Source organism: Streptomyces sp. CA-251387 (genome assembly GCF_050936625.1).
GTDB lineage: Bacteria > Actinomycetota > Actinomycetes > Streptomycetales > Streptomycetaceae > Streptomyces.
Map to the genome: position 1 here is coordinate 8592216 of NZ_JBNJMJ010000001.1, position 20491 is coordinate 8612706.

26 protein-coding genes and 1 pseudogene are annotated in these 20491 nt (G+C 71.9%); 17 read left to right on the forward strand and 10 right to left on the reverse strand.

The window, feature by feature from the left end; all coding sequences use genetic code 11:
* Window positions 1-45 precede the first annotated feature (45 nt).
* Window positions 46-825 (forward strand): SDR family NAD(P)-dependent oxidoreductase, encoded by a 780-nt coding sequence (locus tag ACQEV2_RS38200; RefSeq protein WP_433052471.1) that lies wholly within the window; start codon window positions 46-48, stop codon window positions 823-825.
* Window positions 826-839: 14 nt separating this feature from the next.
* Here ACQEV2_RS38200 and ACQEV2_RS38205 read toward each other — a convergent pair whose 3' ends face one another.
* Window positions 840-1412, reverse strand: a complete 573-nt coding sequence (locus ACQEV2_RS38205; RefSeq protein ID WP_433052473.1) for a GNAT family N-acetyltransferase — start codon at window positions 1410-1412, stop codon at window positions 840-842.
* Between the two features lie 69 nt (window positions 1413-1481).
* Between ACQEV2_RS38205 and ACQEV2_RS38210 the strand changes: the two genes are divergently transcribed.
* Together ACQEV2_RS38210 and ACQEV2_RS38215 are read left to right on the forward strand one after the other, a co-directional pair.
* Window positions 1482-1916 (forward strand): PPC domain-containing DNA-binding protein, encoded by a 435-nt coding sequence (locus ACQEV2_RS38210; protein ID WP_433052475.1) that lies wholly within the window; start codon window positions 1482-1484, stop codon window positions 1914-1916.
* 115 nt (window positions 1917-2031) lie between these two features.
* Window positions 2032-3051 (forward strand): sigma-70 family RNA polymerase sigma factor, encoded by a 1020-nt coding sequence (locus ACQEV2_RS38215; protein WP_433052478.1) that lies wholly within the window; start codon window positions 2032-2034, stop codon window positions 3049-3051.
* 15 nt (window positions 3052-3066) lie between these two features.
* Here ACQEV2_RS38215 and ACQEV2_RS38220 read toward each other — a convergent pair whose 3' ends face one another.
* Window positions 3067-3720 (reverse strand): phosphoribosyltransferase, encoded by a 654-nt coding sequence (locus ACQEV2_RS38220; RefSeq protein WP_433052481.1) that lies wholly within the window; start codon window positions 3718-3720, stop codon window positions 3067-3069.
* 196 nt (window positions 3721-3916) lie between these two features.
* On the opposite strand from ACQEV2_RS38220, the gene ACQEV2_RS38225 reads away from it, so the two are divergent.
* The 5 genes from ACQEV2_RS38225 to ACQEV2_RS38245 all read left to right on the forward strand — a co-directional run bounded on the left by ACQEV2_RS38225 (window position 3917) and on the right by ACQEV2_RS38245 (window position 7229).
* Entirely contained in the window at window positions 3917-4312 is a 396-nt protein-coding gene (locus ACQEV2_RS38225) for an SseB family protein (RefSeq protein ID WP_433052484.1), read from the forward strand.
* A 119-nt stretch (window positions 4313-4431) separates the two neighbouring features.
* Window positions 4432-5322 (forward strand): SDR family oxidoreductase, encoded by an 891-nt coding sequence (locus tag ACQEV2_RS38230; protein WP_433052487.1) that lies wholly within the window; start codon window positions 4432-4434, stop codon window positions 5320-5322.
* A 99-nt stretch (window positions 5323-5421) separates the two neighbouring features.
* On the forward strand, window positions 5422-5874 hold the full coding sequence (locus ACQEV2_RS38235; protein WP_433052490.1) for a YbhB/YbcL family Raf kinase inhibitor-like protein: 453 nt from the start codon (window positions 5422-5424) through the stop codon (window positions 5872-5874).
* Between the two features lie 591 nt (window positions 5875-6465).
* Complete coding sequence (locus ACQEV2_RS38240) at window positions 6466-6756, forward strand: hypothetical protein (protein ID WP_433052493.1); 291 nt, start codon at window positions 6466-6468, stop codon at window positions 6754-6756.
* 119 nt (window positions 6757-6875) lie between these two features.
* Complete coding sequence (locus tag ACQEV2_RS38245; protein ID WP_433052496.1) at window positions 6876-7229, forward strand: hypothetical protein; 354 nt, start codon at window positions 6876-6878, stop codon at window positions 7227-7229.
* On the opposite strand, the gene ACQEV2_RS38250 is transcribed toward ACQEV2_RS38245, so the two are convergent.
* Window positions 7187-7399 carry a hypothetical protein gene (locus ACQEV2_RS38250; protein ID WP_433052499.1) on the reverse strand — a complete coding sequence of 71 codons (213 nt, stop codon included), beginning with the start codon at window positions 7397-7399 and terminating at the stop codon, window positions 7187-7189. The genes ACQEV2_RS38245 and ACQEV2_RS38250 overlap by 43 nt on opposite strands.
* Window positions 7400-7517: 118 nt before the next feature.
* Between ACQEV2_RS38250 and ACQEV2_RS38255 the strand changes: the two genes are divergently transcribed.
* The gene (locus ACQEV2_RS38255) at window positions 7518-8159 is read left to right on the forward strand and encodes a phosphoribosyltransferase (protein ID WP_433052502.1); all 642 of its coding nucleotides are present in this window, start codon (window positions 7518-7520) and stop codon (window positions 8157-8159) included.
* A 33-nt stretch (window positions 8160-8192) separates the two neighbouring features.
* Here the strand turns inward: ACQEV2_RS38255 and ACQEV2_RS38260 are convergent, their stop codons facing one another.
* Both ACQEV2_RS38260 and ACQEV2_RS38265 read right to left on the reverse strand, forming a co-directional pair.
* The gene (locus ACQEV2_RS38260) at window positions 8193-8825 is read right to left on the reverse strand and encodes a hypothetical protein (protein WP_433052505.1); all 633 of its coding nucleotides are present in this window, start codon (window positions 8823-8825) and stop codon (window positions 8193-8195) included.
* Entirely contained in the window at window positions 8822-9946 is a 1125-nt protein-coding gene (locus ACQEV2_RS38265) for a CapA family protein (protein WP_433052508.1), read from the reverse strand. The genes ACQEV2_RS38260 and ACQEV2_RS38265 overlap by 4 nt, the downstream gene beginning before the upstream one ends.
* Before the next feature lie 154 nt (window positions 9947-10100).
* Here ACQEV2_RS38265 and ACQEV2_RS38270 point away from each other — a divergent pair, with 154 nt between their 5' ends.
* Complete coding sequence (locus ACQEV2_RS38270) at window positions 10101-11513, forward strand: RtcB family protein (protein WP_433052510.1); 1413 nt, start codon at window positions 10101-10103, stop codon at window positions 11511-11513.
* Window positions 11514-11684: 171 nt separating this feature from the next.
* Here ACQEV2_RS38270 and ACQEV2_RS38275 read toward each other — a convergent pair whose 3' ends face one another.
* Both ACQEV2_RS38275 and ACQEV2_RS38280 read right to left on the reverse strand, forming a co-directional pair.
* Window positions 11685-12140 (reverse strand): archease, encoded by a 456-nt coding sequence (locus ACQEV2_RS38275; protein ID WP_433052513.1) that lies wholly within the window; start codon window positions 12138-12140, stop codon window positions 11685-11687.
* A 28-nt stretch (window positions 12141-12168) separates the two neighbouring features.
* Window positions 12169-12474, reverse strand: a complete 306-nt coding sequence (locus tag ACQEV2_RS38280; RefSeq protein ID WP_433052516.1) for a hypothetical protein — start codon at window positions 12472-12474, stop codon at window positions 12169-12171.
* Window positions 12475-12552: 78 nt separating this feature from the next.
* Between ACQEV2_RS38280 and ACQEV2_RS38285 the strand changes: the two genes are divergently transcribed.
* The 3 genes from ACQEV2_RS38285 (at window position 12553) to ACQEV2_RS38295 (ending at window position 15914) form a co-directional block, all read left to right on the forward strand.
* The gene (locus tag ACQEV2_RS38285) at window positions 12553-12999 is read left to right on the forward strand and encodes a TIGR03668 family PPOX class F420-dependent oxidoreductase (protein ID WP_433052519.1); all 447 of its coding nucleotides are present in this window, start codon (window positions 12553-12555) and stop codon (window positions 12997-12999) included.
* A gap of 185 nt (window positions 13000-13184) precedes the next feature.
* Window positions 13185-14522 (forward strand): gluconate:H+ symporter, encoded by a 1338-nt coding sequence (locus ACQEV2_RS38290; RefSeq protein ID WP_433052522.1) that lies wholly within the window; start codon window positions 13185-13187, stop codon window positions 14520-14522.
* Window positions 14523-14585: 63 nt separating this feature from the next.
* The gene (locus ACQEV2_RS38295; RefSeq protein ID WP_433052525.1) at window positions 14586-15914 is read left to right on the forward strand and encodes an enolase C-terminal domain-like protein; all 1329 of its coding nucleotides are present in this window, start codon (window positions 14586-14588) and stop codon (window positions 15912-15914) included.
* A 166-nt stretch (window positions 15915-16080) separates the two neighbouring features.
* Here ACQEV2_RS38295 and ACQEV2_RS38300 read toward each other — a convergent pair whose 3' ends face one another.
* A complete protein-coding gene (locus ACQEV2_RS38300) occupies window positions 16081-16416 on the reverse strand; it encodes an amidohydrolase family protein (protein ID WP_433052528.1) in 336 nt (111 codons plus the stop codon).
* Between the two features lie 189 nt (window positions 16417-16605).
* Window positions 16606-17052 carry a PaaI family thioesterase gene (locus ACQEV2_RS38305; RefSeq protein ID WP_433052531.1) on the reverse strand — a complete coding sequence of 149 codons (447 nt, stop codon included), beginning with the start codon at window positions 17050-17052 and terminating at the stop codon, window positions 16606-16608.
* 70 nt (window positions 17053-17122) lie between these two features.
* On the opposite strand from ACQEV2_RS38305, the gene ACQEV2_RS38310 reads away from it, so the two are divergent.
* The 4 genes and pseudogenes from ACQEV2_RS38310 to ppk2 all read left to right on the forward strand — a co-directional run bounded on the left by ACQEV2_RS38310 (window position 17123) and on the right by ppk2 (window position 20073).
* A complete protein-coding gene (locus ACQEV2_RS38310) occupies window positions 17123-17551 on the forward strand; it encodes a MarR family winged helix-turn-helix transcriptional regulator (protein ID WP_433052534.1) in 429 nt (142 codons plus the stop codon).
* 69 nt (window positions 17552-17620) lie between these two features.
* Complete coding sequence (locus ACQEV2_RS38315) at window positions 17621-18085, forward strand: SRPBCC domain-containing protein (protein ID WP_433052537.1); 465 nt, start codon at window positions 17621-17623, stop codon at window positions 18083-18085.
* 97 nt (window positions 18086-18182) lie between these two features.
* Entirely contained in the window at window positions 18183-19127 is a 945-nt protein-coding gene (locus ACQEV2_RS38320) for a pectate lyase (RefSeq protein ID WP_433052540.1), read from the forward strand.
* A gap of 51 nt (window positions 19128-19178) precedes the next feature.
* Window positions 19179-20073 (forward strand): annotated as a pseudogene (gene ppk2, locus ACQEV2_RS38325) (polyphosphate kinase 2).
* A 9-nt stretch (window positions 20074-20082) separates the two neighbouring features.
* On the opposite strand, the gene ACQEV2_RS38330 reads toward ppk2, so the two are convergent.
* A complete protein-coding gene (locus ACQEV2_RS38330) occupies window positions 20083-20463 on the reverse strand; it encodes a luciferase family protein (protein WP_433052543.1) in 381 nt (126 codons plus the stop codon).
* Between the last annotated feature and the right edge of the window lie 28 nt (window positions 20464-20491).

A 20491-nucleotide genomic window follows, 5' to 3' on the forward strand; every position in this document is an offset into this window, starting at 1 on the left:
CGCCCCGACCGCTGCCCCCGTGCGCCCGCGGCCTAGGGTGCGGGCATGACCTCGCAGGCATACCTCTCCGAACTGTTCTCCCTGGACGGCCGCGTCGCCCTGGTCACCGGCGGCAGTTCCGGCATCGGCCGGGCCATCGCCGAGGCCCTCGCCCGGGCGGGGGCACGTGTGGTGATCGTGGCGCGCAAGGAGGCGGAGCTCGCCGCGACGGTCGGCGAGTTGGCGGCTCACGGCTGCCGGGCGGCCTGGGTGAGCGCCGACCTGGGCACGCGCGACGGCGTGCGGGGCGCCGCGGACGAGGCGGCCCAGGTGTTCGGGGAGCCGGACATCCTCGTCAACTCCGCCGGGATCAACCTGAGGCCCCCGATGGGCGAGCTGGGCGAGGACGTCTGGGACACCACGATGGCCGTGAACCTGGAGGCGCCCTATCTGCTGGGGCAGCGGTTCGGGCCCGGCATGGCCGACCGGGGCTTCGGACGGATCATCCACATCACCTCCCAGCAGGCGCACCGCGCCTTCGTCCAGAGCGGCGCCTACGGCGTCTCCAAGGGCGCGCTGGAGTCGCTGGCCCGTTCGCAGGCGGAGGCCTGGTCGCCGTACGGCGTCACCTGCAACACGCTCGTGCCGGGGTTCGTCATGACGCCCCTGAACGCACGCCTGTCGTCCGACCCGGACAAGGTGGCGGCGCTCGCCGCACGCACGATGGTCGGGCGCAACGGCCTGGCCGAGGACTTCGCCGGCGCGGCGGTGTTCCTCGCGAGCCGGGCCGCCGCCTATGTCACCGGACAGGCGATCTTCGTCGACGGCGGGTTGTCCGTTCACTGAGCCGGGCCGGTCCGTCAGCGCAGGTCGAGGCGCATCAGGATCCGGGGATGCCCGGCCAGGACGGAGGTCGTGTCGGCCGCGTGGACGAAGCCGGCCCGCTCGAAGTTCTTCCGCAGCCCGGCGTACGCCATCGTCAGGTCGACCCTGGCGTCCCCATTGTCGAGGGGATACGCCTCGATCACCGGCGCACCCCGGTCGCGGGCGAACTCGACCGCCCCGGCGATGAGGGCGTGGGTGATCCCCTGCTTCCGGTGCCCGGGGCGGACGCGGATGCACCACAGCGACCAGACCGGCAGGTCGTCCAGGTGCGGGATCTTGCGGTTGCGGGCGAAGGACGTGGCCGAGCGGGGAGCCACCGCGGCCCAGCCGACCGGCTCGTCACCGTCGTAGGCGAGCACCCCCGGAGGCGGATCGGCACGGCACAGCTCGGCTACGTACGCACCGCGGGCCGGTCCGCGCAGCTCGTTGTTGAGCTTGGACGGGATGCGGTAGCTCAGGCACCAACAGACGTTCGCCGTGGGCGACTTGGGGCCGATCACCGTACGGACGTCCTCGAAGACCGAAGCCGGGCGAACCTCGATGGTCATGGCACCACCATGTCACGCGGGCGGAAGCGGCGCTCGGTTGGCCGGCAGGGGCCGGGGTACCCGGCGCGCATGAAGTGGCAACAGGTGCAGGCCTCTCCGGATTCGGTGTACGTCCTGGTCCTGGCTCCGGGCGAGGAGGCCCTCGCCGAGATCACCCGCTTCGCCCGGGAGCAGGCCCTCGGGGCGTCCCAGGTGACCGCCGTGGGCGCCTTCGCGCGGGCCGTGGTGGGGTGGTTCGACCGCGATGCCAAGGACTACCGGCACATCGGGGTCGACGAGCAGTGCGAAGTCCTGTCCCTGCTGGGGGACATCGCCGTCGGCGAGGACGGGCCGACCGCGCATCTGCACGCCGTGCTCGGTCTCTCGGACGGCACCACGCGCGGCGGGCATCTGCTGCAGGGGCAGGTGTGGCCGACCCTCGAGGTGATCGTGCGGGACAGCCCGGCGGCGCTGGCGAAGATCCACCGTCCCGACCTCGGCCTCGCGCTGATCGACCCGGGGTGACGAGCGGGCCGATCCTGCGGCGGGGCAGGGCTCGTTCGGGGTTCGTCGCGCACCCTTCGGGTACTCGGGGAGCTCTGTACGACGGGGGCCACGGACCGGACGGAGGGCCGTGAGGATGCCTCCCCTGACACAGACTCCCGCGGTGGACCCCCGGGTGAGCCGTCGTACCTCCACGCGCACCGCACGCTCGCGCGGCCGGGTCCCCGAGCCCGACGAGGAACCGGATCTACTCGGCCAGTACTTGTCCCAGATCGCGGCGACCCCCCTGCTCACCGCCGAGGACGAGGTACGGCTGGCCCAGCGCATCGAGGCCGGGGTGCGGGCCGCCGAGGAACTGCAGCAGGCCGACGTGGGCGAGCCCGCCCTCGAGCCGGCCAGGCGCCGCGAACTGGAGGCCGTCGCCCGGGACGGCCGGGCCGCCAAGGACCACATGATCCGGGCCAACCTCCGGCTGGTGGTGGCCATGGCCAAACGGCACGCCCACCGCGGTGTGCCCCTGCTCGACGTCATCCAGGAGGGAAACCTCGGGCTTATCCGGGCGGTGGAGAAGTTCGACCACACCAAAGGCTTCAAGTTCTCCACGTACGCCACCTGGTGGATCCGCCAGGCGATCGAGCGGGGTCTGGCCCAGCACGCCCGCGCCGTCCGGCTGCCCATGCACGTCGTCGAGGAACTGCGCAAGCTCGGCAAGATCGAGCGGCGCCTCCAGCACGCCCTGGGACGCGAGCCCACCACCGAGGAGGTCGCCCGCGACAGCGGCTTCGCCGAGGGACGGGTCGACTGGCTGCGCCGGGTCGGCCGGCAGGCGGTCAGCCTCGACACGCCGGTCGACGAGACCGGGGAGACCGTGGTCGGCGACCTCATCCCCGACACCGAGGTGCTCCAGGCCGCGGACATCGCCGAGTACCAGGCCCTCGCGGCGGACCTCCGGAAGGCCATCGGCACGCTCGCGCCCCGCGAGGCCATGATCCTCAGCCTCCGCTACGGCCTGCACGACGGCGAGCAGCGCACGCTCGAACAGGTGGCCCGGCAGGTGGGCCTGACGCGTGAGCGCGTCCGCCAGCTGGAGAAGCAGTCGCTGGCGAGGCTGCGGGCGCCGGAGACGGGGGAGCGGCTGATGGCGTGGGCGAGCTGAGCGCGTCACACGGCGTCACGCCGTGGCGTGGAACGCATGCAGCGTATCCGCGACCCGCCTGTCGGAGACCGGGCCGAAGTCCTCGTACCACTCACCGACCACATGGAGGTTCGGCGGCTGTTCGAGGCAGACGACGTCGTCGCACTCGCCGCGGATCGACGCGAGCGTCCGCGGGCTGCCCACGGGCACTGCCAGGATCAGCCGCGCCGGACCATGGCGGCGCAGGAAGCGCAGTGCCGCGGTGGCGGTCAGGCCGGTGGCCAGGCCGTCGTCGACGAGGACGACCGTGCGGCCGTTGACGGACGGCAGCGGGCGGCGGCCGCGGTAGACGTACTCCATGCGGTGCAGCTCGTTGCGTTCGCGGACGATGACATCGCCGAGCCGGTCCTCGGACAGATGCATCATGGCCAGGCTCTGGCGGTCGTACAGCGGCGGATCGTCGGCGACGATCGCGCCGATCGCCGTCTCGGGCCGGACAGGGGTGCTGACCTCGCGGGTGACCAGCACGTCCAGCGGGGCGTGCAACGCACGGGCCACCTGCGTGGCGACGGGCACACCGCCGGGCGGCAGGGCCAGCACGAGCACCTGGAGCAGGTCGCCGGAGTCGGCCCACTCGACCAGCCGCAGGGCGAGTTCCCGGCCTGCGTGGGTGCGGTCGCGGAATGACACGGCGCTTCTCCCTCCACGTCGGCGCAGCCGCCGAGTGCCCGGGGTGACCCGGGCGAAACGAGGCACCCCAGGCGGGAGGGCGGGCCTTGCGCACATGACGGGCTGAGGATCGGGTACCCGAACCGTCCGGCACACCGGACCGACTCCGGCGCACACCGGACCGGCGGGGGGACACGACACGGCGACGGGACGAACCATGACCGACCCCCACTTCGAGAGCGGTGCACTGGCGGCCCAGCAGGCCTTGCGGACGGTCGTCGAGAAGGGCGCGGACCAGGCGGCGCTGAGCACGCTGGCCCACAGCGAGGTGCTGCTTCCCGCAGCGACGGACGCGGAGGGGCCCGCTCCCAAGGCGCTGACGCTTCCCGTGTTCGAGCAGGAGGACGGCACCGAACTGGTGCCGGTCTTCACCACACAGGAACGCATGGAACAGGCCCTGCCACGGATCCGGCGGCACCGCAGCGTGCTGCTCGGTGTCCTCGCCCACGGCTGGCCCGGCGATCTGTCCCTGGTCATCGACGCCGGCACCCCCGAGCAACTGGCTCTGACCGCCCACGGCGTCAGGGCCCTGCTGGACCGGGACGACACCTGACCTCGCGAACGGGCGTGGGACCAGTGATGCGTCGGTGACAGCTGCGGTAGCTTTTCGTCCCGGGCTGGGCGGGAACCCGGTCACGGTCCGTGCCGGCTCAAGCGGTCCAGGAGGCCCTCGTGAGCGATCCGCAGCACACCCAGCAGAACCCGGCCACCCAGCACCCGCGCCCCGAGTTTCCGGCGCAGGACCAGCCCCACCCCGGATGGACCGGGCCGATGGACCCGCCACCCGACCACGGTGAGGAGAGTTACCGCGGCTCCGGCCGGCTGGAGGGCCGCAAGACCGTCATCACCGGAGGCGACTCCGGCATCGGGCGGGCAGTGGCCCTGGCCTTCGCCCGGGAGGGCGCCGACGTGCTGTTCACCTACCTCGAACAGGAGGCGGACGAGGCACGCGAGACGTCCCGGCTCGTCGAGGGCGCCGGCCGCAAGGCGGTCGCGGTGTCCTGCGACATCCGCGAGGAGGACAACTGCCGGGCGCTGATCGAGCGCGCGGTCGCGGAGTTCGGGCGCATCGACGTCCTGGTGAACAACGCCGCCTACCAGATGTCCCAGCCGGACGGCATCGAGGCGATCAGCACCGAGCAGTTCGACCGGGTCATGCGCACCAACCTCTACGGCATGTTCTGGCTGACGAAGTTCGCCCTGCCGCACATTCCGGAGGGCGGCAGCATCATCAACTCCACGTCGGTGCAGGCCTACAAGCCGAGTCCGCATCTGCTGGACTACGCGACGACGAAGGGCGCGATCGTCACCTTCACCCAGGGGCTGGCCCAGATGCTCGTCGACCGCGGTATCCGCGTCAACGCGGTCGCGCCGGGGCCGGTGTGGACGCCGCTCATCCCGGCGACGCTGCCCGACACGGTCGAGTTCGGCAAACAGAGCCCGCTGGGCCGCCCGGCACAGCCCGCGGAGCTGGCCCCCGCCTACGTCTATCTCGCCTCCCAGGAAGCCAGCTTCGTCACGGCGGAAATCCTGAACGCGACCGGCGGCACGCCGCTGCCGTAACGGCTGCAGCCAAGGACGCGACCTTCCCGACCGGCCGATCTTCCCGGCCCGCCCACCCCGCCGCGTGTGGCCCGCGCCGGGGTGGGTACTGCGGCGCGCATGACCGGTATCGAACTCAAGAGCTCCGCGTTCAACGACCACGCGATGATCCCGCGCCGTTACGCCAAGGAGGGGGACAACGTCTCCCCGCCCCTGACCTGGTCCGGAGTCCCCGACGAGGCCTCGGAGCTGGCCCTGCTGTGCGAGGACCCGGACGCCCCGTCGGGGACCTTCGTCCACTGGCTGGTGACCGGTATCGACCCGCACACGGACGGGCTGCCGACGGGCGCGACGACCCCGGGCAGCCACCCGCACCGCAACGGCTACGGCCAATCCGGGTGGGGCGGTCCGCAGCCCCCGGCAGGCGACAACGCGCACCGGTACTTCTTCCGTCTCTACGCCCTCCCGGGCCCCGTCTCCATCCCGGAGGAGGCCACGGCCGACGAAGCACACCGGGTACTGGACCAGCAACAGCTGGCGAGCGGGACACTCGTCGGGCTCTATCAGCGCTGACGGCGCTCCAGAGCGCGCCGAGCAGCCCCTCCGTGGCCTCCCTGGTCGTTCCCGCGAGGAACTCCCGCTGACGGCGAACTCCCGCTGACGGCTCCGGGCCGCCGCACGGCCGTCGGTGAGGCACCCGTTCCACCAGCGGTCCAGCTCACCCGCGTCCAGCCGCTCCGCGGGCACGAGGCCGTGCAGGCGGTCGGTGACGACACAGTCCAGCCGGGGCAGCACGGACTGCAGCTGGTCGGCCGTCGAGCTCAGCCGCCGGTCGCGGGAGCCGCGTCTCAAACTCGATCGCCGGTGCAGGGGACCGCACACGAACACCACATGGGTGTACGCCTCCGGCCGGACGTCGTCGAGGTGCAGCCCCTCAGCGGCGTACTCCGGACTCCACACCGTGTCGTACGAGAGGCCCGCCCGGGCCGGCACGTCCTGGACCCGTCTCATGCGAGCACATCACCCGCCGTGACCTCCCCGTCGCGGAAGCTGAAACCAGCCGGTGAGCAGGATCTTTGCCAGCCGGTCACGCCCCAGTACCCGACCACCCATCGGCGTGCCGCGTACCCGGCCGGTCCAGGGGCAGGCGCCGAACGAGCCACTGTGGCCGGTACGCCGGGCTGCGTACGGGCCGCGCAGAGCGCATGGTGGTGGCATGAGCACGCGTCCCCCGTGGTGGTGCTGCCGCCGGCGTCTGATGGCGGACGTCAGGTGACGATCCACGGCAAACCGGCGGGCACCGCGTACAGCCTGTTCGACGTGCTGGACCTGGTGCACCGCGCCGACCTGCCCGCCGAGGACCGGGCCGTCGACGACCCCGAGCTGATCGAATGGCAGGGCGGCGGGCCCTACGACTGGAACAGCCCAAACACGCCCGACACGGCGAACGAGTGAGCCTGGCCCCGGCGTCACCCTCGGAAGTCCGAGGTTCCCGTCCGAGCGCTGCTGACCTTGACTGAAGGCGGCAAGACCCGAACGGGACCACTACTTCACGGGGATACGGGGACACACACATGAACCGCAGCAAGAAGCCCTTCGCGACCGGCCTGGCCACCGCAGTCGCGGCCGTGGCGCTCACCGCCGGCGGTCTGGCCGGCCCGGCGCAGGCCGCGTCCGTGCAGCCCGCGGCCGTGGGCACCGTCGACTGCGACGGCTGGGTGCACAACAACAACCCGGACCACGGCATCGCGGGCTGCCAGAACAACACCGACCGCACCATCACCTTCCGCGCCGAGATCGTCTGCGGCTGGGCCCCGGACGTCTCGGGCCAGTGGGTGACACTGGCGCCGGGGCAGTACGGCGAGTCGTCGGGCGTGTGCGCGATCTACAGCTCCGGGGTCGGCAGCGTCGGCTGGACCATCCAGTAGGAGACCGGGCCGGCGTTGAACACCGGGTGGTGGCTCTCCGGCGGTGCCAGATACGTCGGTGGCAGTCCGCCCGTGTCGATCACGATCCGGTCGACGGCGATGCCCGGGTCGACCACGAAGACCCGCAGGACGGTCGAATCGTGGGCGGCACGGACGGTCCCCTCTGGCATGCCGCGGTCGGGAACTTAGACCAGTTCCGCCCGAGGGTGCTGAGGGGTGTCCGGCGAGCCCCGCCGTGTGTCCGGTGCCGGTGGGCGGGGTACGCGGCGACCGACGGAAGGGGAAGCCATGCAGTTCCGTGACCGCAAGGAGGCAGGGCGGGAGCTGGCGGAGCAGCTGCGCATCCGGCAGGACAAGGGCAACCTTCCGCAGCCCGTGGTCCTCGCGCTGCCCCGGGGCGGCGTCGCGGTCGCCCGGGAGATCGCCCGGGAGCTGGACGCCCCGCTGGACGTGCTCGTCGTACGCAAGATCGGCGCCCCGTTCCACGAGGAGTTCGGGGTCGGCGCACTCGCGGGCGACGACCCTCCGCTCTTCGACGAGGAGACGCTGTACCGGCTGGGACTGAGCGAGGCCGATCTGGCACCGGTGGTGGAGCGGGAGCGCAAGGAGCTGCGGCGGCGCGAGGAGCGCTATCGCGAGGGCCGGCCGGCTCCGGAGCTGCACGGCCGTACCGCGATCATCGTCGACGACGGGGTCGCGACCGGCTCCACGGCACGCGTCGCGGTGCGCGCCGTACGCAACCGGAACCCCGAGCGCCTGCTGCTGGCCGTACCGGTGTGCGCACCGGAGGCGGCCGAGGAGCTGCGCCGGGAGGTCGACGAGTTCGTCTGCCTGCACGAGCCGAGGCTGTTCAGCGCGGTCGGCGAGTGGTACCAGGACTTCGGTCAGCTGTCCGACGCCGATGTGCTGGAGGCGCTGCGCGGCGAGTGAGGCCCGGCTCGGCCCCTCCAGGCGCAATGCAGCTCAGCTCGGTCCGGCCCCGGGCAGCCGCAGCGAGTAGGTGCGGCCCTCGACGCCCCACTCACCGGCCGGCGGCTCGAGTCCGGCGTCGATCGCCCGGATACTGGGCCGCCCGATATGGGCCCAGACCAGGCGCCGCACCCCGTGCCGCACGGCCTCCTCGGCGACGGCGTGCACATCGGCGTGGCCGCCGACGCCGCCCCGGAACCGTATCGGCCGGTTCCAGGCGGCGGCCTCCGCGAACATCAGGTCCGCCACCGCGGCCCAGGCCGGGAACTCCCAGAACTCCGGCGCCCACACCACGAGCAGCCCACCGGCCTCCACGCGATAGCCGTACGCCGGGTGCGAGGTGTGCACCACGGGACGGCAGCGCACCCGCACCTCGCCCACGTCCAGATCACCTGCGCGCGGTACGACGTCCCGCTCGGCCGCGCTCCTGCGCAGCTGGGACCGCAGCTCCGCCTGCTCGTCGGTGACCAGCCAGGCGGCCAGCCGCCCGGGTGGCGGTTCGGCGCCGGGGCCGCCGTCGAAGGCCACGCGCTGTCCGGCGTGGCTCAGCAGCAGACCGGCCGGCGCGAAACGGGGCGAGTTCATCGCGCCGACGCCGAGCAGGGTCAGCCGGAGCCGGCCGTTCATGGGGTGGCTCGGGCGGCGGGCCCGGCCAGGGCGAGCATGCCGTCCGCGCCGAGGGTGATGCGGACGCCCTGGCTGATGCGGTCGAGGGTGGTGTGCAGCCAGTCGAGGTCCTCCGCCGGGGGGTGTTCCAGCCGCATCCGGCGGGCGAGCAGCGGCACCATGTGCAGCTCGGTGAGTGCGCCGGTGTCCGCCGCCACCGTGACGAAATACGCGACGCGCAGGTCGTCGCGGTACTCCTCGTAGCCGGGGATGCCCTCGTAGTCGTCGATGAAGTCGCCGCAGCCGTGCAGGATCAACCGGTCCCGGTAGACCTCGACGGGACGGGGGTGATGCGAGGAGTGGCCGTGGACGAGGTCGGCGCCACCGTCCACCAGGGCGTGCGCGAAGCGGCGCTGATCGCGGGAGACGAGATAGCCCCAGTTGGAGCCCCAGTGCACAGACACGACCACGATGTCGGCCGCCCGCTTCACCTCCCGTATGTGCCGCACCGCGGCGGCGGCCGTGGCGGGCGACAGCTCCGGTACATAGGCGACGCCCGGCACGTCCGCCGTCGCCGCCCAGCCCGCGGGGATGCCGCTGTTGCCGGCGCCGAGGGCGAGGACGAGCACGCGGCCGCCGTGGGGGAGCGGGAGCGCCACGGGAGCGTACGCCTCCTCGGCGCTCCGCCCCGCGCCCGCGGTCCGCAGACCCGCTCCGTGCAGCACCTCGAGCGTCTCCTCCAGGCCCGCGCGGCCGAAGTCCTGCACATGGTTGTTGGCCAGGACGCAGACATCGGGCCGAGCCACGGTGAGGGCCGGCAGGTTGGCCGGATGCATGCGGTAGTGGACCACCTTGCCGGGCTCGAACGCGTCGCTGCGCGTCACGGACGTCTCCAGGTTGACGATCCGGACGTCCGGCGCCCTCGCCTCCAGCAGCCCCAGCGCCTCGCCCCACGGCCAGGACGGGTCGACCGGAGCCGGTATCGGCCCGTTCACCGCCTCCGCCATGCTCACGTACGACCGGGCGTCGCTGACGTACCCCTCCCGCAGCTCGGGGTCGCCGGGCCGGGCCAGGATCTGGTCGACGCCGCGTCCGAGCATCACGTCGCCACAGACGAACAGCGTCACGGTGCCGCCGCTCATATCTCAACGGTACGAGTCCCAACGGTACGAGTCCGCGGCGCCCTCGGTGCCTACCGCGGCCCCCGGAGCGATACGGACCCCCGCGCGCGGGTACCCCGCACCTGCGTGCCGGGCTCGGGGGACCGGGGTGTCGGCCGAGGCGCGGGAGGCTGTCATGGAACTGGTCGAGGAAGCTCCCCACCGCTTCCGTATCGACCCGCACGGCGCGATGCGGGTGCCGGGTGTCGTGTTCGCGTCCCGGAGCCTGCTGCGGGACGCCGAGAAGTCACTGGAGCAGGTGGTCAACGTGGCCACGCTGCCCGGCATCGTCGGGGCGTCGTACGCCATGCCCGACATCCACTGGGGCTACGGCTTCCCCATCGGCGGTGTCGCCGCGACCGACGTCGCCGACGGCGGGGTCGTCTCGCCCGGCGGGGTCGGCTTCGACATCTCCTGCGGCGTACGGCTGCTGGCCGCCGACACCGACCGCAAGGGGCTGGGGTCCGCACTGCCGGCGGTGATGGACGGCCTGGACCGGGCGATCCCGCGGGGCGCCGGGCCGGGCGGGGTGTGGCACCTGACCGGCCCCGGCCAGCTGGAGCGGATCCTGCGGGGCGGCTCCCGCTACGCGGTCCAGGAGGGCCACGGCGAGGAACGCGACCTGACGCGGTGCGAGGACGGCGGGGCGGTCGCCGACGCCGACGTCGACCAGGTGAGCGGGCGGGCCCGCGAGCGCGGCCTCGGCCAGGTCGGCAGCCTCGGGTCCGCCAACCACTTCCTGGAGGTGCAGCGCGTCGACGAGGTGTACGACGAGACGGCCGCTGCCGCGTTCGGGCTCGCCCTCGGCCAGGTGTGCGTGATGATCCACTGCGGTTCCCGCGGCCTCGGCCACCAGATCTGCACGGATCACGTCCGGCTGATGGACCGTGCGATGTCCCGCCACGGCATCGACGTCCCCGACCGCCAACTGGCCTGCACACCCGTCGAGTCGCCCGAGGGGCAGCGGTACCTCGGCGCGATGGCCGCCGCGGCCAACTACGGCCGCGCCAACCGCCAGTTGCTGTCCGACGCGGCCCGCAAGGTCTTCCGCCGGGCCGCGGGTACCCGGCTGTCGCTGGTGTACGACGTCTCCCACAACCTCGCCAAGATCGAGACCCACCCGGTGCACGGAGCCCGCCGCACCCTGTGCGTCCACCGCAAGGGCGCGACCCGCGCCTTCCCGCCCGGCCATCCGGACCTGCCCGACGACCTGCGCGAGTTCGGCCAGCCGGTGCTGATCCCCGGGACGATGGGCACCGCCTCCTACGTCCTGGTCGGCGTGCCCGGCGGAGACGCGTTCTCCTCCACCTGCCACGGCGCCGGGCGGGTCCTCAGCCGCCACAAGGCCGCCCGCGCGGTGGGCGGCCGGGAACTGCGGGCCAGGCTGGAGTCGGCGGGCATCGCGGTGCGCCCACGGTCACTGCGCGGCCTGGCGGAGGAGACGCCCGAGGCGTACAAGGACGTGAGCGAGGTGGTGGCCGCGAGCGAGGGCGCGGGACTGTGCCGGACGGTGGCCCGGCTGGTGCCGCTGGGGGTGGTGAAGGGCTGAGTGCCGGGGACGGCCCTAGGCGAGGGGCTGAGTGCCGGGGACGGCCGTAGGCAAGGGCGGAGGTCGCGGGGACGGCCGTAGGCCACTCACGGCGGCTGTGCGGCCGTAACCCTCACACGCCCACGATCATCGCCCACGCACACGTCCACGATCATCGCCCACGAGCTCCGCTCACACGTCCACCGTCACCGCACACGACCACCCGTACGGATCCGGCCCGATGTGCAGACCGTGCCAGGAGACGCCCTTCGGTGTGGCGCCGGTGACCTCCACGTCCGCCAGGTCGGCGAGCGCGAGCCTCACGTCCAGGTCCCCGTCCGTGGTGTCGGCCTCCAGGTCGACCGGGACCCGGCCGTCCACGTCGAGGCGGAAGACGACCTCGTCGAGCAGTGCGGTCAGCAGATCCTCGTCGCTCTCCTCCGCGAACCGCACCCGCTCCACCGAGGTGGGCCGTACCGCCGTGAGGTCCGCGAAGCACTCCACCATCCCCAGCGCGGCCTCCACCAGACAGCGCTCCCGGCTCACGCCCCAGGCCTCGATCCGCACGTCGGCCGTGTGCGGCACCGCCCGATGGCCGCTTCCGCCGCGCCGCCGCGTCTGGATGTCGTCGTCGGTGTCGCCGACCATGTGCACCACCTCTCGGCTGCCGGGCCGCTCAGGCGCGGGCGTCGGGATCCGCCGTCCGGCGGAACGGGAAGGCGCCGCGGGTCATGTGCCGTCGCGGCCTGCGATGGCGGGAGTGACCCCTGCGGCTCGTCGCCAGGATCAGGCCCAGGCAGAAGATGAGTGCCAGGGCGAGGCCCGAGCAGAAGACGGCCAGCGTGTGCATGGTGGCGATGTCCTGACCGAGCACCGACACCGTGTACTCGGGGCCGCCGGAAAGATTGTCGGCGATGACCAGCCCGGTGAAGACACCGGTGGCCACCAGGAGGAGCAGGCCGAGGAACAGCATCCGAGTCATCTCCCCACGAGGCGTCCTACGTCGACACGGGTACCCGCGACAGGGCATCGCCTATCGCCGGGGGCCGAAGGAGCCGACATGCCGGACATGGAGCAGGACGAGGCACGCAGGCGGTTCGCCGGGGCGCCGGTCGCACGCCTGGCGACGGTCGATCCCGCGGGCCGGCCCCATCTGGTGCCGGTCGTGTTCGCGCTGCGCGGCGACGAGATCGTCACGGCGGTCGACCGGAAACCGAAGCGGTCCGGGCGGCTCAGGCGGCTGCACAACATCGCCGTCCACCCGGCCGTCTGCCTGCTGGTGGACGTGTACGACGACGACTGGGACCGCCTGTGGTGGGTCAGGGCGGACGGCGACGCCCACGTCCTTCCACCCGACGCGCGCGACGCGCGCGACGAATACGCCGCCGCCGTCGAGCTGCTGCGGCAGAAGTACCCCCAGTACGTGCGGCAGCCGCCGGACGGGCCGGTGATCGTGATCACCGTCCAGAGCTGGCACGGCTGGCGGGCCTCGCCGACCGCCGAGTGAAGCGACCGGCGAGACGACCGGCGAGACGACGGGTGAATCGATCGGTGACTCGACCGGTGCATACCCATTGACCTTGACCGTCCACCACCATAATCTCCGTCCTCATATGTAGACGACGTCTTCATGTGAGGACCCCATTCAGTGGGTTGAACGGAAGCGGCCGACGTTCAAAGGAGAACCGATACATGCCGCTCGTGGTGGTCGGGATCAGTGTCCTGGTCCTGCTCGTCCTGATGACCAAGCTCAGGCTGAACGGCTTCGCCGCCCTGCTCCTGGTGGCCGTGGGCGTCGGCCTGGTGCAGGGGATCGGGGTGGAGAAGATCCCGGACGTACTCGCCGAGGGCATCGGCGACCAGATCGGCGACACCATGCTCACCATCGGGCTCGGTGCCATGGTCGGCCGGGTGATGGGGGACTCCGGCGCCGCCCAGCGGATCGCCGGCAAGCTCCTGGACGCGTGCGGGCCCCGCTGGGTTCAGGTGGCCATGGTGCTGACCGCCATGCTCATCGGCGTCACGATGTTCTACGAGGTGGCCTTCGTCATCATCGTGCCGATCGCGTTCACCCTCGTCCGGGTCACCCGGTCGAACCTGCTGTGGGTCGGGCTGCCCATGTCGATCGCCCTGTCCACCATGCACAGCTTCCTGCCGCCCCACCCCGGCCCCACCGCGGTCGCCGCCACGTTCCGCGCCTCCGTCGGACTCACCCTGTTCTACGGCCTGTTCATCGCCGTCCCGGCCGGCGCGCTCATCGCCCTGCTGTGGCCGCGCCTGCCCTTCGTCCGGGCGATGAACCCGGCCATCCCCAAGGGCCTGGTCAGCGAGCGTGTCTTCGAGGACGACGAGATGCCCGGCATGGGCTGGTCACTGTCCGTCGCCCTGCTGCCCGTCGTGCTGATCGCCGGAGCCGCGGTGACCGACCTGGCCGCCTCCGGAGACAGCGGCCTGCTGCACTTCGTCGCCTTCATCGGCTCCGCACCGATCGCCCTGCTGCTCACCCTGCTCATGGCGATCTGGGCGTTCGGCCCGCGCATCGGCCGCAGCCTGGCCGAGGTCAGCGTCTCCTGCAAGGAGGCCGCCCAGGCGATGGCGATGATCTTGCTCGTCATCGGAGCGGGCGGCGCCTTCAAGAACGTGCTTGTCGAGGGCGGGATATCCGACTACATCAAGAACGCGACCGACGGCTGGTCCATCTCCCCGATCGTCCTCGCCTGGCTGATCGCCGCCATCCTCCGCGTGGCCCTCGGCTCCGCGACCGTCGCCGTGGTCACGGCATCCGGCGTGGCGCTGCCCCTGCTCGCCGGAAGTGGCGTGCAGCCCGAGGTGATGGTGCTCGCCGTGTCCTGCGGGTCGATCGCCTTCTCCCACGTCAACGACCCGGGCTTCTGGATGTTCAAGGAGTACTTCAACCTGTCCGTCCTGGACGCCATCAAGGCCCGTACGACCTACACGACGGTCCTCGCGATCCTCGGCCTGAGTGGTGTCCTCGTCCTGGAACAGGTCCTCGACGCCCTCGGCATCTGAAGCATCCGACCGGCCAACCCCCTCGACCGACCACCCCCTTCACGAGAACGGTGCCCGCCAGTCATGAGTCAGCCCGTCGTCACCCGCTTCTCCGTCCATCCGGTCGCCGGCCGCGACTCGATGCTCCTCAACCTCTCCGGAGCCCACGCCCCCTACTTCACGCGCAACGTCGTGGTCCTGGAGGACTCCGAGGGCCGCACGGGCCTGGGCGAGGTGCCCGGCGGCGAGAAGATCACCCGGACCCTGCGAGACGCCGAACCCCTGGTCGTCGGCGCCCGCGTCGGTGACTACAAGCGCGTCCTACGCACGATCGAGGCGACCTTCGCCGACCGTGACTCGGGCGGTCGCGGCGCCCAGACCTTCGACCTGCGGACGACGGTGCACGCGGTCACCGCCGTGGAGTCGGCGCTCCTCGACCTGCTCGGACAGCACCTGGAGCTCCCCGTCGCCGCCCTGCTCGGCGACGGCAAACAGCGCGACGCCGTACGGGTGCTCGGCTACCTCTTCTACGTCGGCGACCCGGACCGCACCGACCTGGACTACGTCCGCGCACCCGACGCGGACGTCGAGTGGTACCGCATCCGCCACGAGGAAGCCCTGACCCCCGAGGCGATCGTCCGGCAGGCCGAGGCCACGTACGACCACTACGGCTTCCGCGACTTCAAGCTCAAGGGCGGTGTCCTGCCGGGTGCGCAGGAGGTGAAGGCCGTACGGGCACTCAAGGAGCGCTTCCCCGAGGCGCGGATCACCCTCGACCCCAACGGCGCCTGGTCCCTGCGCGAGGCCGTGGAACTGTGCCGCCCCCTCGGCGGCACGCTCGCCTACGCCGAGGACCCCTGCGGGGCGGAGGGCGGCTACTCGGGCCGCGAGATCCTCGCCGAGTTCCGCCGGGCCACCGGGCTGCCCACGGCGACCAACATGATCGCCACGGACTGGCGCCAGCTGACCCATGCCCTGGCCCTGCAGTCGGTGTCCATCCCGCTCGCCGACCCGCACTTCTGGACCATGCAGGGCTCGGTGCGGGTCGCCCAGCTCTGCAACGCGATGGGGCTGACCTGGGGCTGCCACTCCAACAACCACTTCGACATCTCCCTGGCGATGATGGCCCACTGCGGAGCGGCCGCCCCCGGCGAGTACAACGCCCTGGACACGCACTGGATCTGGCAGGAGGGACGCGAACGGCTCACCGTCGATCCACCCCGGATCACCGGCGGCGAGGTCGCCGTACCCGACACGCCCGGACTGGGAATCCGCCTGGACAGGGAGCGGCTCCTCGCCGCGCAGGAGCTGTACCAGGAGAAGGCCCTGTCGGGCCGCGACGACGCCGCCGCGATGCGGTACCTGATCGACGGCTGGACCTTCGACGCGAAGCGGCCCTGTCTCGTGCGCTGAATCCGCCGAGCGGGCGTCGCCGGGGACCCCTGAGACCTTGTGACGGCCCCGGCCGCGCAGATACTCCACCAGTTCCGGCGGATAGCGGCGGACGGTGTACGCGCTGGTGTCGATGAAGACGTTGGCGTGCTTGTCGGCGAACCGCGATCATCTCCGTCGTCCACGGCTAGCCGATGTGCCCGCACACGATGGTGAGTTCGGGGAAGTCCAGCGCGACCTGGTCGATGTACGGGATGGGCCGCCCCGTCTCCGACGGCCGCAGCGGGCCGGTGTGGCCGACCTGGGTGCAGAACGGCACGACCAGATCCCCGCAGGCCGCGTACAGCGGGTAGTACAGCCGGTCGGTGGGCGGCAGCCCCCACAGCCACGGGATGACGCGCAGCGCCACGAAGCCCAACTCCTCGACAGCGCGCCGCAGTTCCCGTACGGCGGTCATGGGCCGGGCGAGATCGGCGCCCGCCACTCCGCTCAGCCCCCCGGACTGCTCGACGAAGGCGGCCACCTCGTCGTTGTCGATCAGCGCCCTGCGGCCCGCACCAGGCGGCGGCGAGGCCGATCTCCACGTCCGCGGCCGCCGGCGCCGCCACCGTGACCTCGACGGGCAGCGGTTTGTCGAGTGCCTGCGTGCCGGTCCAGCGGCGCAGCGACTCGAACATCTCGTGGTTGGCGTGGCGCGGTTTCGGATGTTGCATCAGGGCGCGTCGCGCTCTGTCTCCGGCGTGGGCTCGGTTACCGCAATCGTGCCCTGGGCCACGGCGCACAGGGTCGTGACGCCGTCGCCGTCGACCGTCGTCAGGTCGCAGCGGCACACCGCACGGGTACGGCCGGCCCGGATCACCCGCGCGTGGGCGCGCAGGGTCTCGCCCTGGGCGGGCCGCAGGAACTCGATGGTGAAACCGGCGGTCATCACACCGGAGCCGACCGCGCTGCCCGCGGCGAAGGACAGCGCGTTGTCCGCCGCGTAGCCGAGCAGGCCGCCGTGGGCGAAGCCGTGCTGCTGCAGCAACTCCTCGCGAAGGTCCAGTTCGAGTGTCGCCTCGCCGTCGCCGAAGGCCGTCAGCCTGGCACCCAGCAGAACACTGAAGGGCTGGGCCGCCAGCACCTTGCGGGCCAGGTCCAGATCGAGGGTCTCGCTCACGTCGTGCACCTCTCACTTCACTAGTGAAGTGAGCATGGCGCCGCCCGGCGACGTCTGTCAACATCGGTCCATGCCCGAGCCCGATCAGCGTCTGTTCTTCCTGCTCCAGCGGGCGGCGCACCAGCTGCGCACCGCCTCCGACCGGCGGCTGCTGGCCGCCGCCGGGATCACCACGGCCCAGCTCGGCGCGCTGTATGCGGTCCGTGACGAGCCGGGCATCACCCAGCAGGGGCTGGCCCGCGTCCTCGGGCTGCGCGAGTCCGCCGTCACCGGGCTGGTCGGGCGCCTCTCCGCGGCCGGGCTCGTCGTCAAGCGGGCGCATCCGCGCGAACACCGGGCCGTGGTGCTGGAGTTGACCGGGGAGGGGGGCGCCGCGCTCGACGCCGCGCAACCGGAGGTCGACCGATTCAACGCCGAGGCGCGGGCACTGCTGGGCGAGGACGGGTTCACGCGGACCGCCGAGGCGATGCGCGCACTGGCTCACTGGGAGTCCCCCTGACACCGGCATGAGCCCGGCCCTTCGTCCCGTCCGGCTGCCGTTCCCCGCCCCCGCCACTATCGTGAGGCCATGCACTCGACGCGGGTCTCCCGGCAGGTGAACGCCCCCCGCGCGGCCGTCTACCGAGCACTGCTGGACGCGGACGCCGTCGCCCGGTGGCGGGTCCCCGACGGCATGACCGCGCGGGTGCACGAGTTCGACGGCAGAGAGGGTGGGGCGTTCCGGGTCTCGCTCACGTACGACGCGCCGACCGGCACCGGCAAGTCGGGCCCGCGCACCGACACCTACCACGGTCGCTTCGTGCGACTGGTGCCGGACGAGCAGGTCGTCGAAGAGGTCGAGTTCGAGACCGGCGACCCGGCCCTGCGCGGCACCATGACGATGACCACCACCCTCACCGACGCCGACGGCGGCACGGACGTCGTCGTCCTGCACGAGGGGCTTCCCGACGCCGTTCCCGCGAAGGACAACGAGACCGGCACGCGGATGGCGCTGACCAACCTCGCCCGGCTCGTCGAGGGCGCGTCTCGGTGATCTCGCCGGGGAGAGACGGAGAGACAGGAAAGACGGGAAAGTCGGGAACCGTAAGAGACCCGACCGCCGTCCCCTGCTGATCGGTCTGACCTGCACGTTGACGATCACCGTGGTCGTGGTCGCCGTACTGCTGACGGGCAGGCCCGACTCCGGGGCGGACACGGCGAAGGGCGAGAGCTCGACGCTCCACCAGGCGAGCGGCGCCCGCCCGACGCCGTCCTCGACGGCCACCTCCGCCTCCCCGTCGCCGTCCAAGTCGTCGGCGTCCCCGTCCCCGTCGAAAGCGTCGCCCCGCAAGGGCGCCACCGCGTCCGCGAAGCCGTCCTCCGCCCCCCGCTCCGCGACCGGCTTCGCCACCTGGCCCACCCCCACCGCCGACCGGCCGGTGACCGCCACCATCGAGGTCTCCGGCAGCTACGACGGCGGGCTCAAGCGGTTCCACGGCGCCGGAGCCCTCGGCAGCGACGGCCAGGACGAGGACCAGGGTCCCCTCTTCGAACTCGCCGACGGCGCGACCCTGAAGAACGTCCTCCTGGGCGCCCCGGCCGCCGACGGAGTGCACTGCCTGGGCAGTTGCACCCTGCGGAACGTGTGGTGGCAGGACGTCGGCGAGGACGCGGCGACCTTCAAGGGTGAGTCCGCGTCGGCGACGTGCCGCGTCCTCGGTGGCGGCGCGCGGCACGCGGACGACAAGGTCTTCCAGCACAACGGCGCCGGGACGGTGACCATCACCGACTTCCAGGTCTCGGACTCCGGCAAGCTCTACCGCTCGTGCGGCAACTGCGACACCCAGTACGAGCGCCACGTCGTCATCAGCGGCGTGTTGGTGACCGGCCCCGGCAACGCCATCGCCGGGATCAACGCCAACTACGGCGACACGGCCACCCTTTCGGGCGTGACGATCAGCGGCGACGGCGGCAGGGACATCACTGTCTGCGACCGCTTCCAGGGCAACGACAGCGGCGACGAGCCGAGCGAGACCGGCAGCGGACCCGACGGCACGTACTGCCGGTACAGCCCCTCGGACGTCACCTATAGCTGATCTTTGCCTGGGGTTCGCCGGACGTACGAAAGCGCTCGCTTGCATCGGTGCATGGACACCGAACTGCTGTCAGGGCTGCGCGTCGACTACACCGACCAGGACGACCCCGTGCTGATCCGGCCGGACGGCAGCCCGGTGGACACCTGGCGTGAGAACTACCCGTACCAGCAGCGGATGGAGCGCCCGGAGTACGAGTGGCACAAGCGGCTTCAGCAGATCGAACTGCTGAAGCTGCAGAGCTGGATCAAGGAGACCGGCCGGCGTCTCGCCATCGTCTTCGAAGGGCGGGACGCGGCCGGCAAGGGCGGCACGATCAAGCGCTTCACCGAGCACCTCAACCCGCGCGGCGCCCGCGTGGTGGCGCTGGAGAAGCCGACCGAGCGCGAGCGCGGACATTGGTACTTCCAGCGGTACGTGCAGCATCTGCCGACCGCGGGTGAGATCGTGCTGTTCGACCGGTCCTGGTACAACCGGGCCGGTGTGGAGCGGGTGATGGGCTTCTGCACCGACGACGAGTACCGGCGCTTCATGCGGCAGGCGCCCGCCTTCGAGCGGATGCTGGTGGACGACGGGGTGGACCTGGTCAAGTTCTGGTTCTCGGTGTCCCAGGGCGAGCAGCGCACCCGGTTCACCATCCGACAGGTCGACCCCGTACGGCAGTGGAAGCTGAGCCCCATGGACCTGGCGTCGCTGGACCGCTGGGACGACTACACCGCGGCCAAGGTCGCCATGTTCCGCGAGACGGACACCGAGCACGCGCCCTGGACCGTGGTGAAGAGCAACGACAAGAAGCGGGCCCGCGTCGAGGCCATGCGCAGCGTGCTGGCCCGCTTCGACTACACCGACAAGGACGAGGAGGTCGTCGGCACCCCCCGACCCCCGGATCGTCGGCGCGGCGGCGGGCCTGCTGGAGGCGGGGGAGGACGACTCGGAGCATGGGCAGTGACGCCCGGTGCTAGCGGGGCATCACCGTGACGCGGCGGAAGTTGCACTCGGACCGGGCCTGGAGGCCGACGGGGGAGGACCCGGTCTGATGGGCCTTGAGTGCGACGCTGACCAGGCTCAACAGCAGATCGACGTCGGTGTCGCAGTCGAGGTGAACGGTCACCCAACGGGAGCCGGGGACCAGCCGGATCGCGGTCGACTCCTGAAGGTCGCCGCGAAAGCGCTCGATGGCCCCCTCGGTGAGATGCAGGTCCACGTCGTGGTCGGAGTGGAAGTGCACGATCTCGCTGTGGACGGAGCGCAGGGCCCGACCTGTGCCGCAACTGGCCGGGCCCGCACTGAGATCGGGCCAGGCTTCCAGTCGTTCCATGGCGCGCTGGGCCAGTTTCATGACCCCATGGTCACCCGATCACCGTGCC

Excerpts from the sequence above, each read along its gene's own strand:
- ACQEV2_RS38205 (WP_433052473.1), bottom strand. The coding sequence starts at position 1,412 with ATGACCATCGAGGTTCGCCCGGCTTCGGTCTTCGAGGACGTCCGTACG.
- ACQEV2_RS38275 (WP_433052513.1), bottom strand. The coding sequence starts at position 12,140 with ATGGTCGGCGACACCGACGACGACATCCAGACGCGGCGGCGCGGCGGA.
- ACQEV2_RS38225 (WP_433052484.1), top strand. The coding sequence starts at position 3,917 with ATGACCGACCCCCACTTCGAGAGCGGTGCACTGGCGGCCCAGCAGGCC.
- ACQEV2_RS38235 (WP_433052490.1), top strand. The coding sequence starts at position 5,422 with ATGACCGGTATCGAACTCAAGAGCTCCGCGTTCAACGACCACGCGATG.
- ACQEV2_RS38250 (WP_433052499.1), bottom strand. The coding sequence starts at position 7,399 with ATGCCAGAGGGGACCGTCCGTGCCGCCCACGATTCGACCGTCCTGCGG.
- ACQEV2_RS38200 (WP_433052471.1), top strand. The coding sequence starts at position 46 with ATGACCTCGCAGGCATACCTCTCCGAACTGTTCTCCCTGGACGGCCGC.
- ACQEV2_RS38265 (WP_433052508.1), bottom strand. The coding sequence starts at position 9,946 with ATGAGCGGCGGCACCGTGACGCTGTTCGTCTGTGGCGACGTGATGCTC.
- ACQEV2_RS38310 (WP_433052534.1), top strand. The coding sequence starts at position 17,123 with ATGCCCGAGCCCGATCAGCGTCTGTTCTTCCTGCTCCAGCGGGCGGCG.
- ACQEV2_RS38270 (WP_433052510.1), top strand. The coding sequence starts at position 10,101 with ATGGAACTGGTCGAGGAAGCTCCCCACCGCTTCCGTATCGACCCGCAC.
- ACQEV2_RS38255 (WP_433052502.1), top strand. The coding sequence starts at position 7,518 with ATGCAGTTCCGTGACCGCAAGGAGGCAGGGCGGGAGCTGGCGGAGCAG.
- ACQEV2_RS38215 (WP_433052478.1), top strand. The coding sequence starts at position 2,032 with ATGCCTCCCCTGACACAGACTCCCGCGGTGGACCCCCGGGTGAGCCGT.
- ACQEV2_RS38245 (WP_433052496.1), top strand. The coding sequence starts at position 6,876 with ATGAACCGCAGCAAGAAGCCCTTCGCGACCGGCCTGGCCACCGCAGTC.
- ACQEV2_RS38280 (WP_433052516.1), bottom strand. The coding sequence starts at position 12,474 with ATGACTCGGATGCTGTTCCTCGGCCTGCTCCTCCTGGTGGCCACCGGT.
- ACQEV2_RS38295 (WP_433052525.1), top strand. The coding sequence starts at position 14,586 with ATGAGTCAGCCCGTCGTCACCCGCTTCTCCGTCCATCCGGTCGCCGGC.
- ACQEV2_RS38285 (WP_433052519.1), top strand. The coding sequence starts at position 12,553 with ATGCCGGACATGGAGCAGGACGAGGCACGCAGGCGGTTCGCCGGGGCG.
- ACQEV2_RS38260 (WP_433052505.1), bottom strand. The coding sequence starts at position 8,825 with ATGAACGGCCGGCTCCGGCTGACCCTGCTCGGCGTCGGCGCGATGAAC.
- ACQEV2_RS38210 (WP_433052475.1), top strand. The coding sequence starts at position 1,482 with ATGAAGTGGCAACAGGTGCAGGCCTCTCCGGATTCGGTGTACGTCCTG.
- ACQEV2_RS38330 (WP_433052543.1), bottom strand. The coding sequence starts at position 20,463 with ATGAAACTGGCCCAGCGCGCCATGGAACGACTGGAAGCCTGGCCCGAT.
- ACQEV2_RS38315 (WP_433052537.1), top strand. The coding sequence starts at position 17,621 with ATGCACTCGACGCGGGTCTCCCGGCAGGTGAACGCCCCCCGCGCGGCC.
- ACQEV2_RS38290 (WP_433052522.1), top strand. The coding sequence starts at position 13,185 with ATGCCGCTCGTGGTGGTCGGGATCAGTGTCCTGGTCCTGCTCGTCCTG.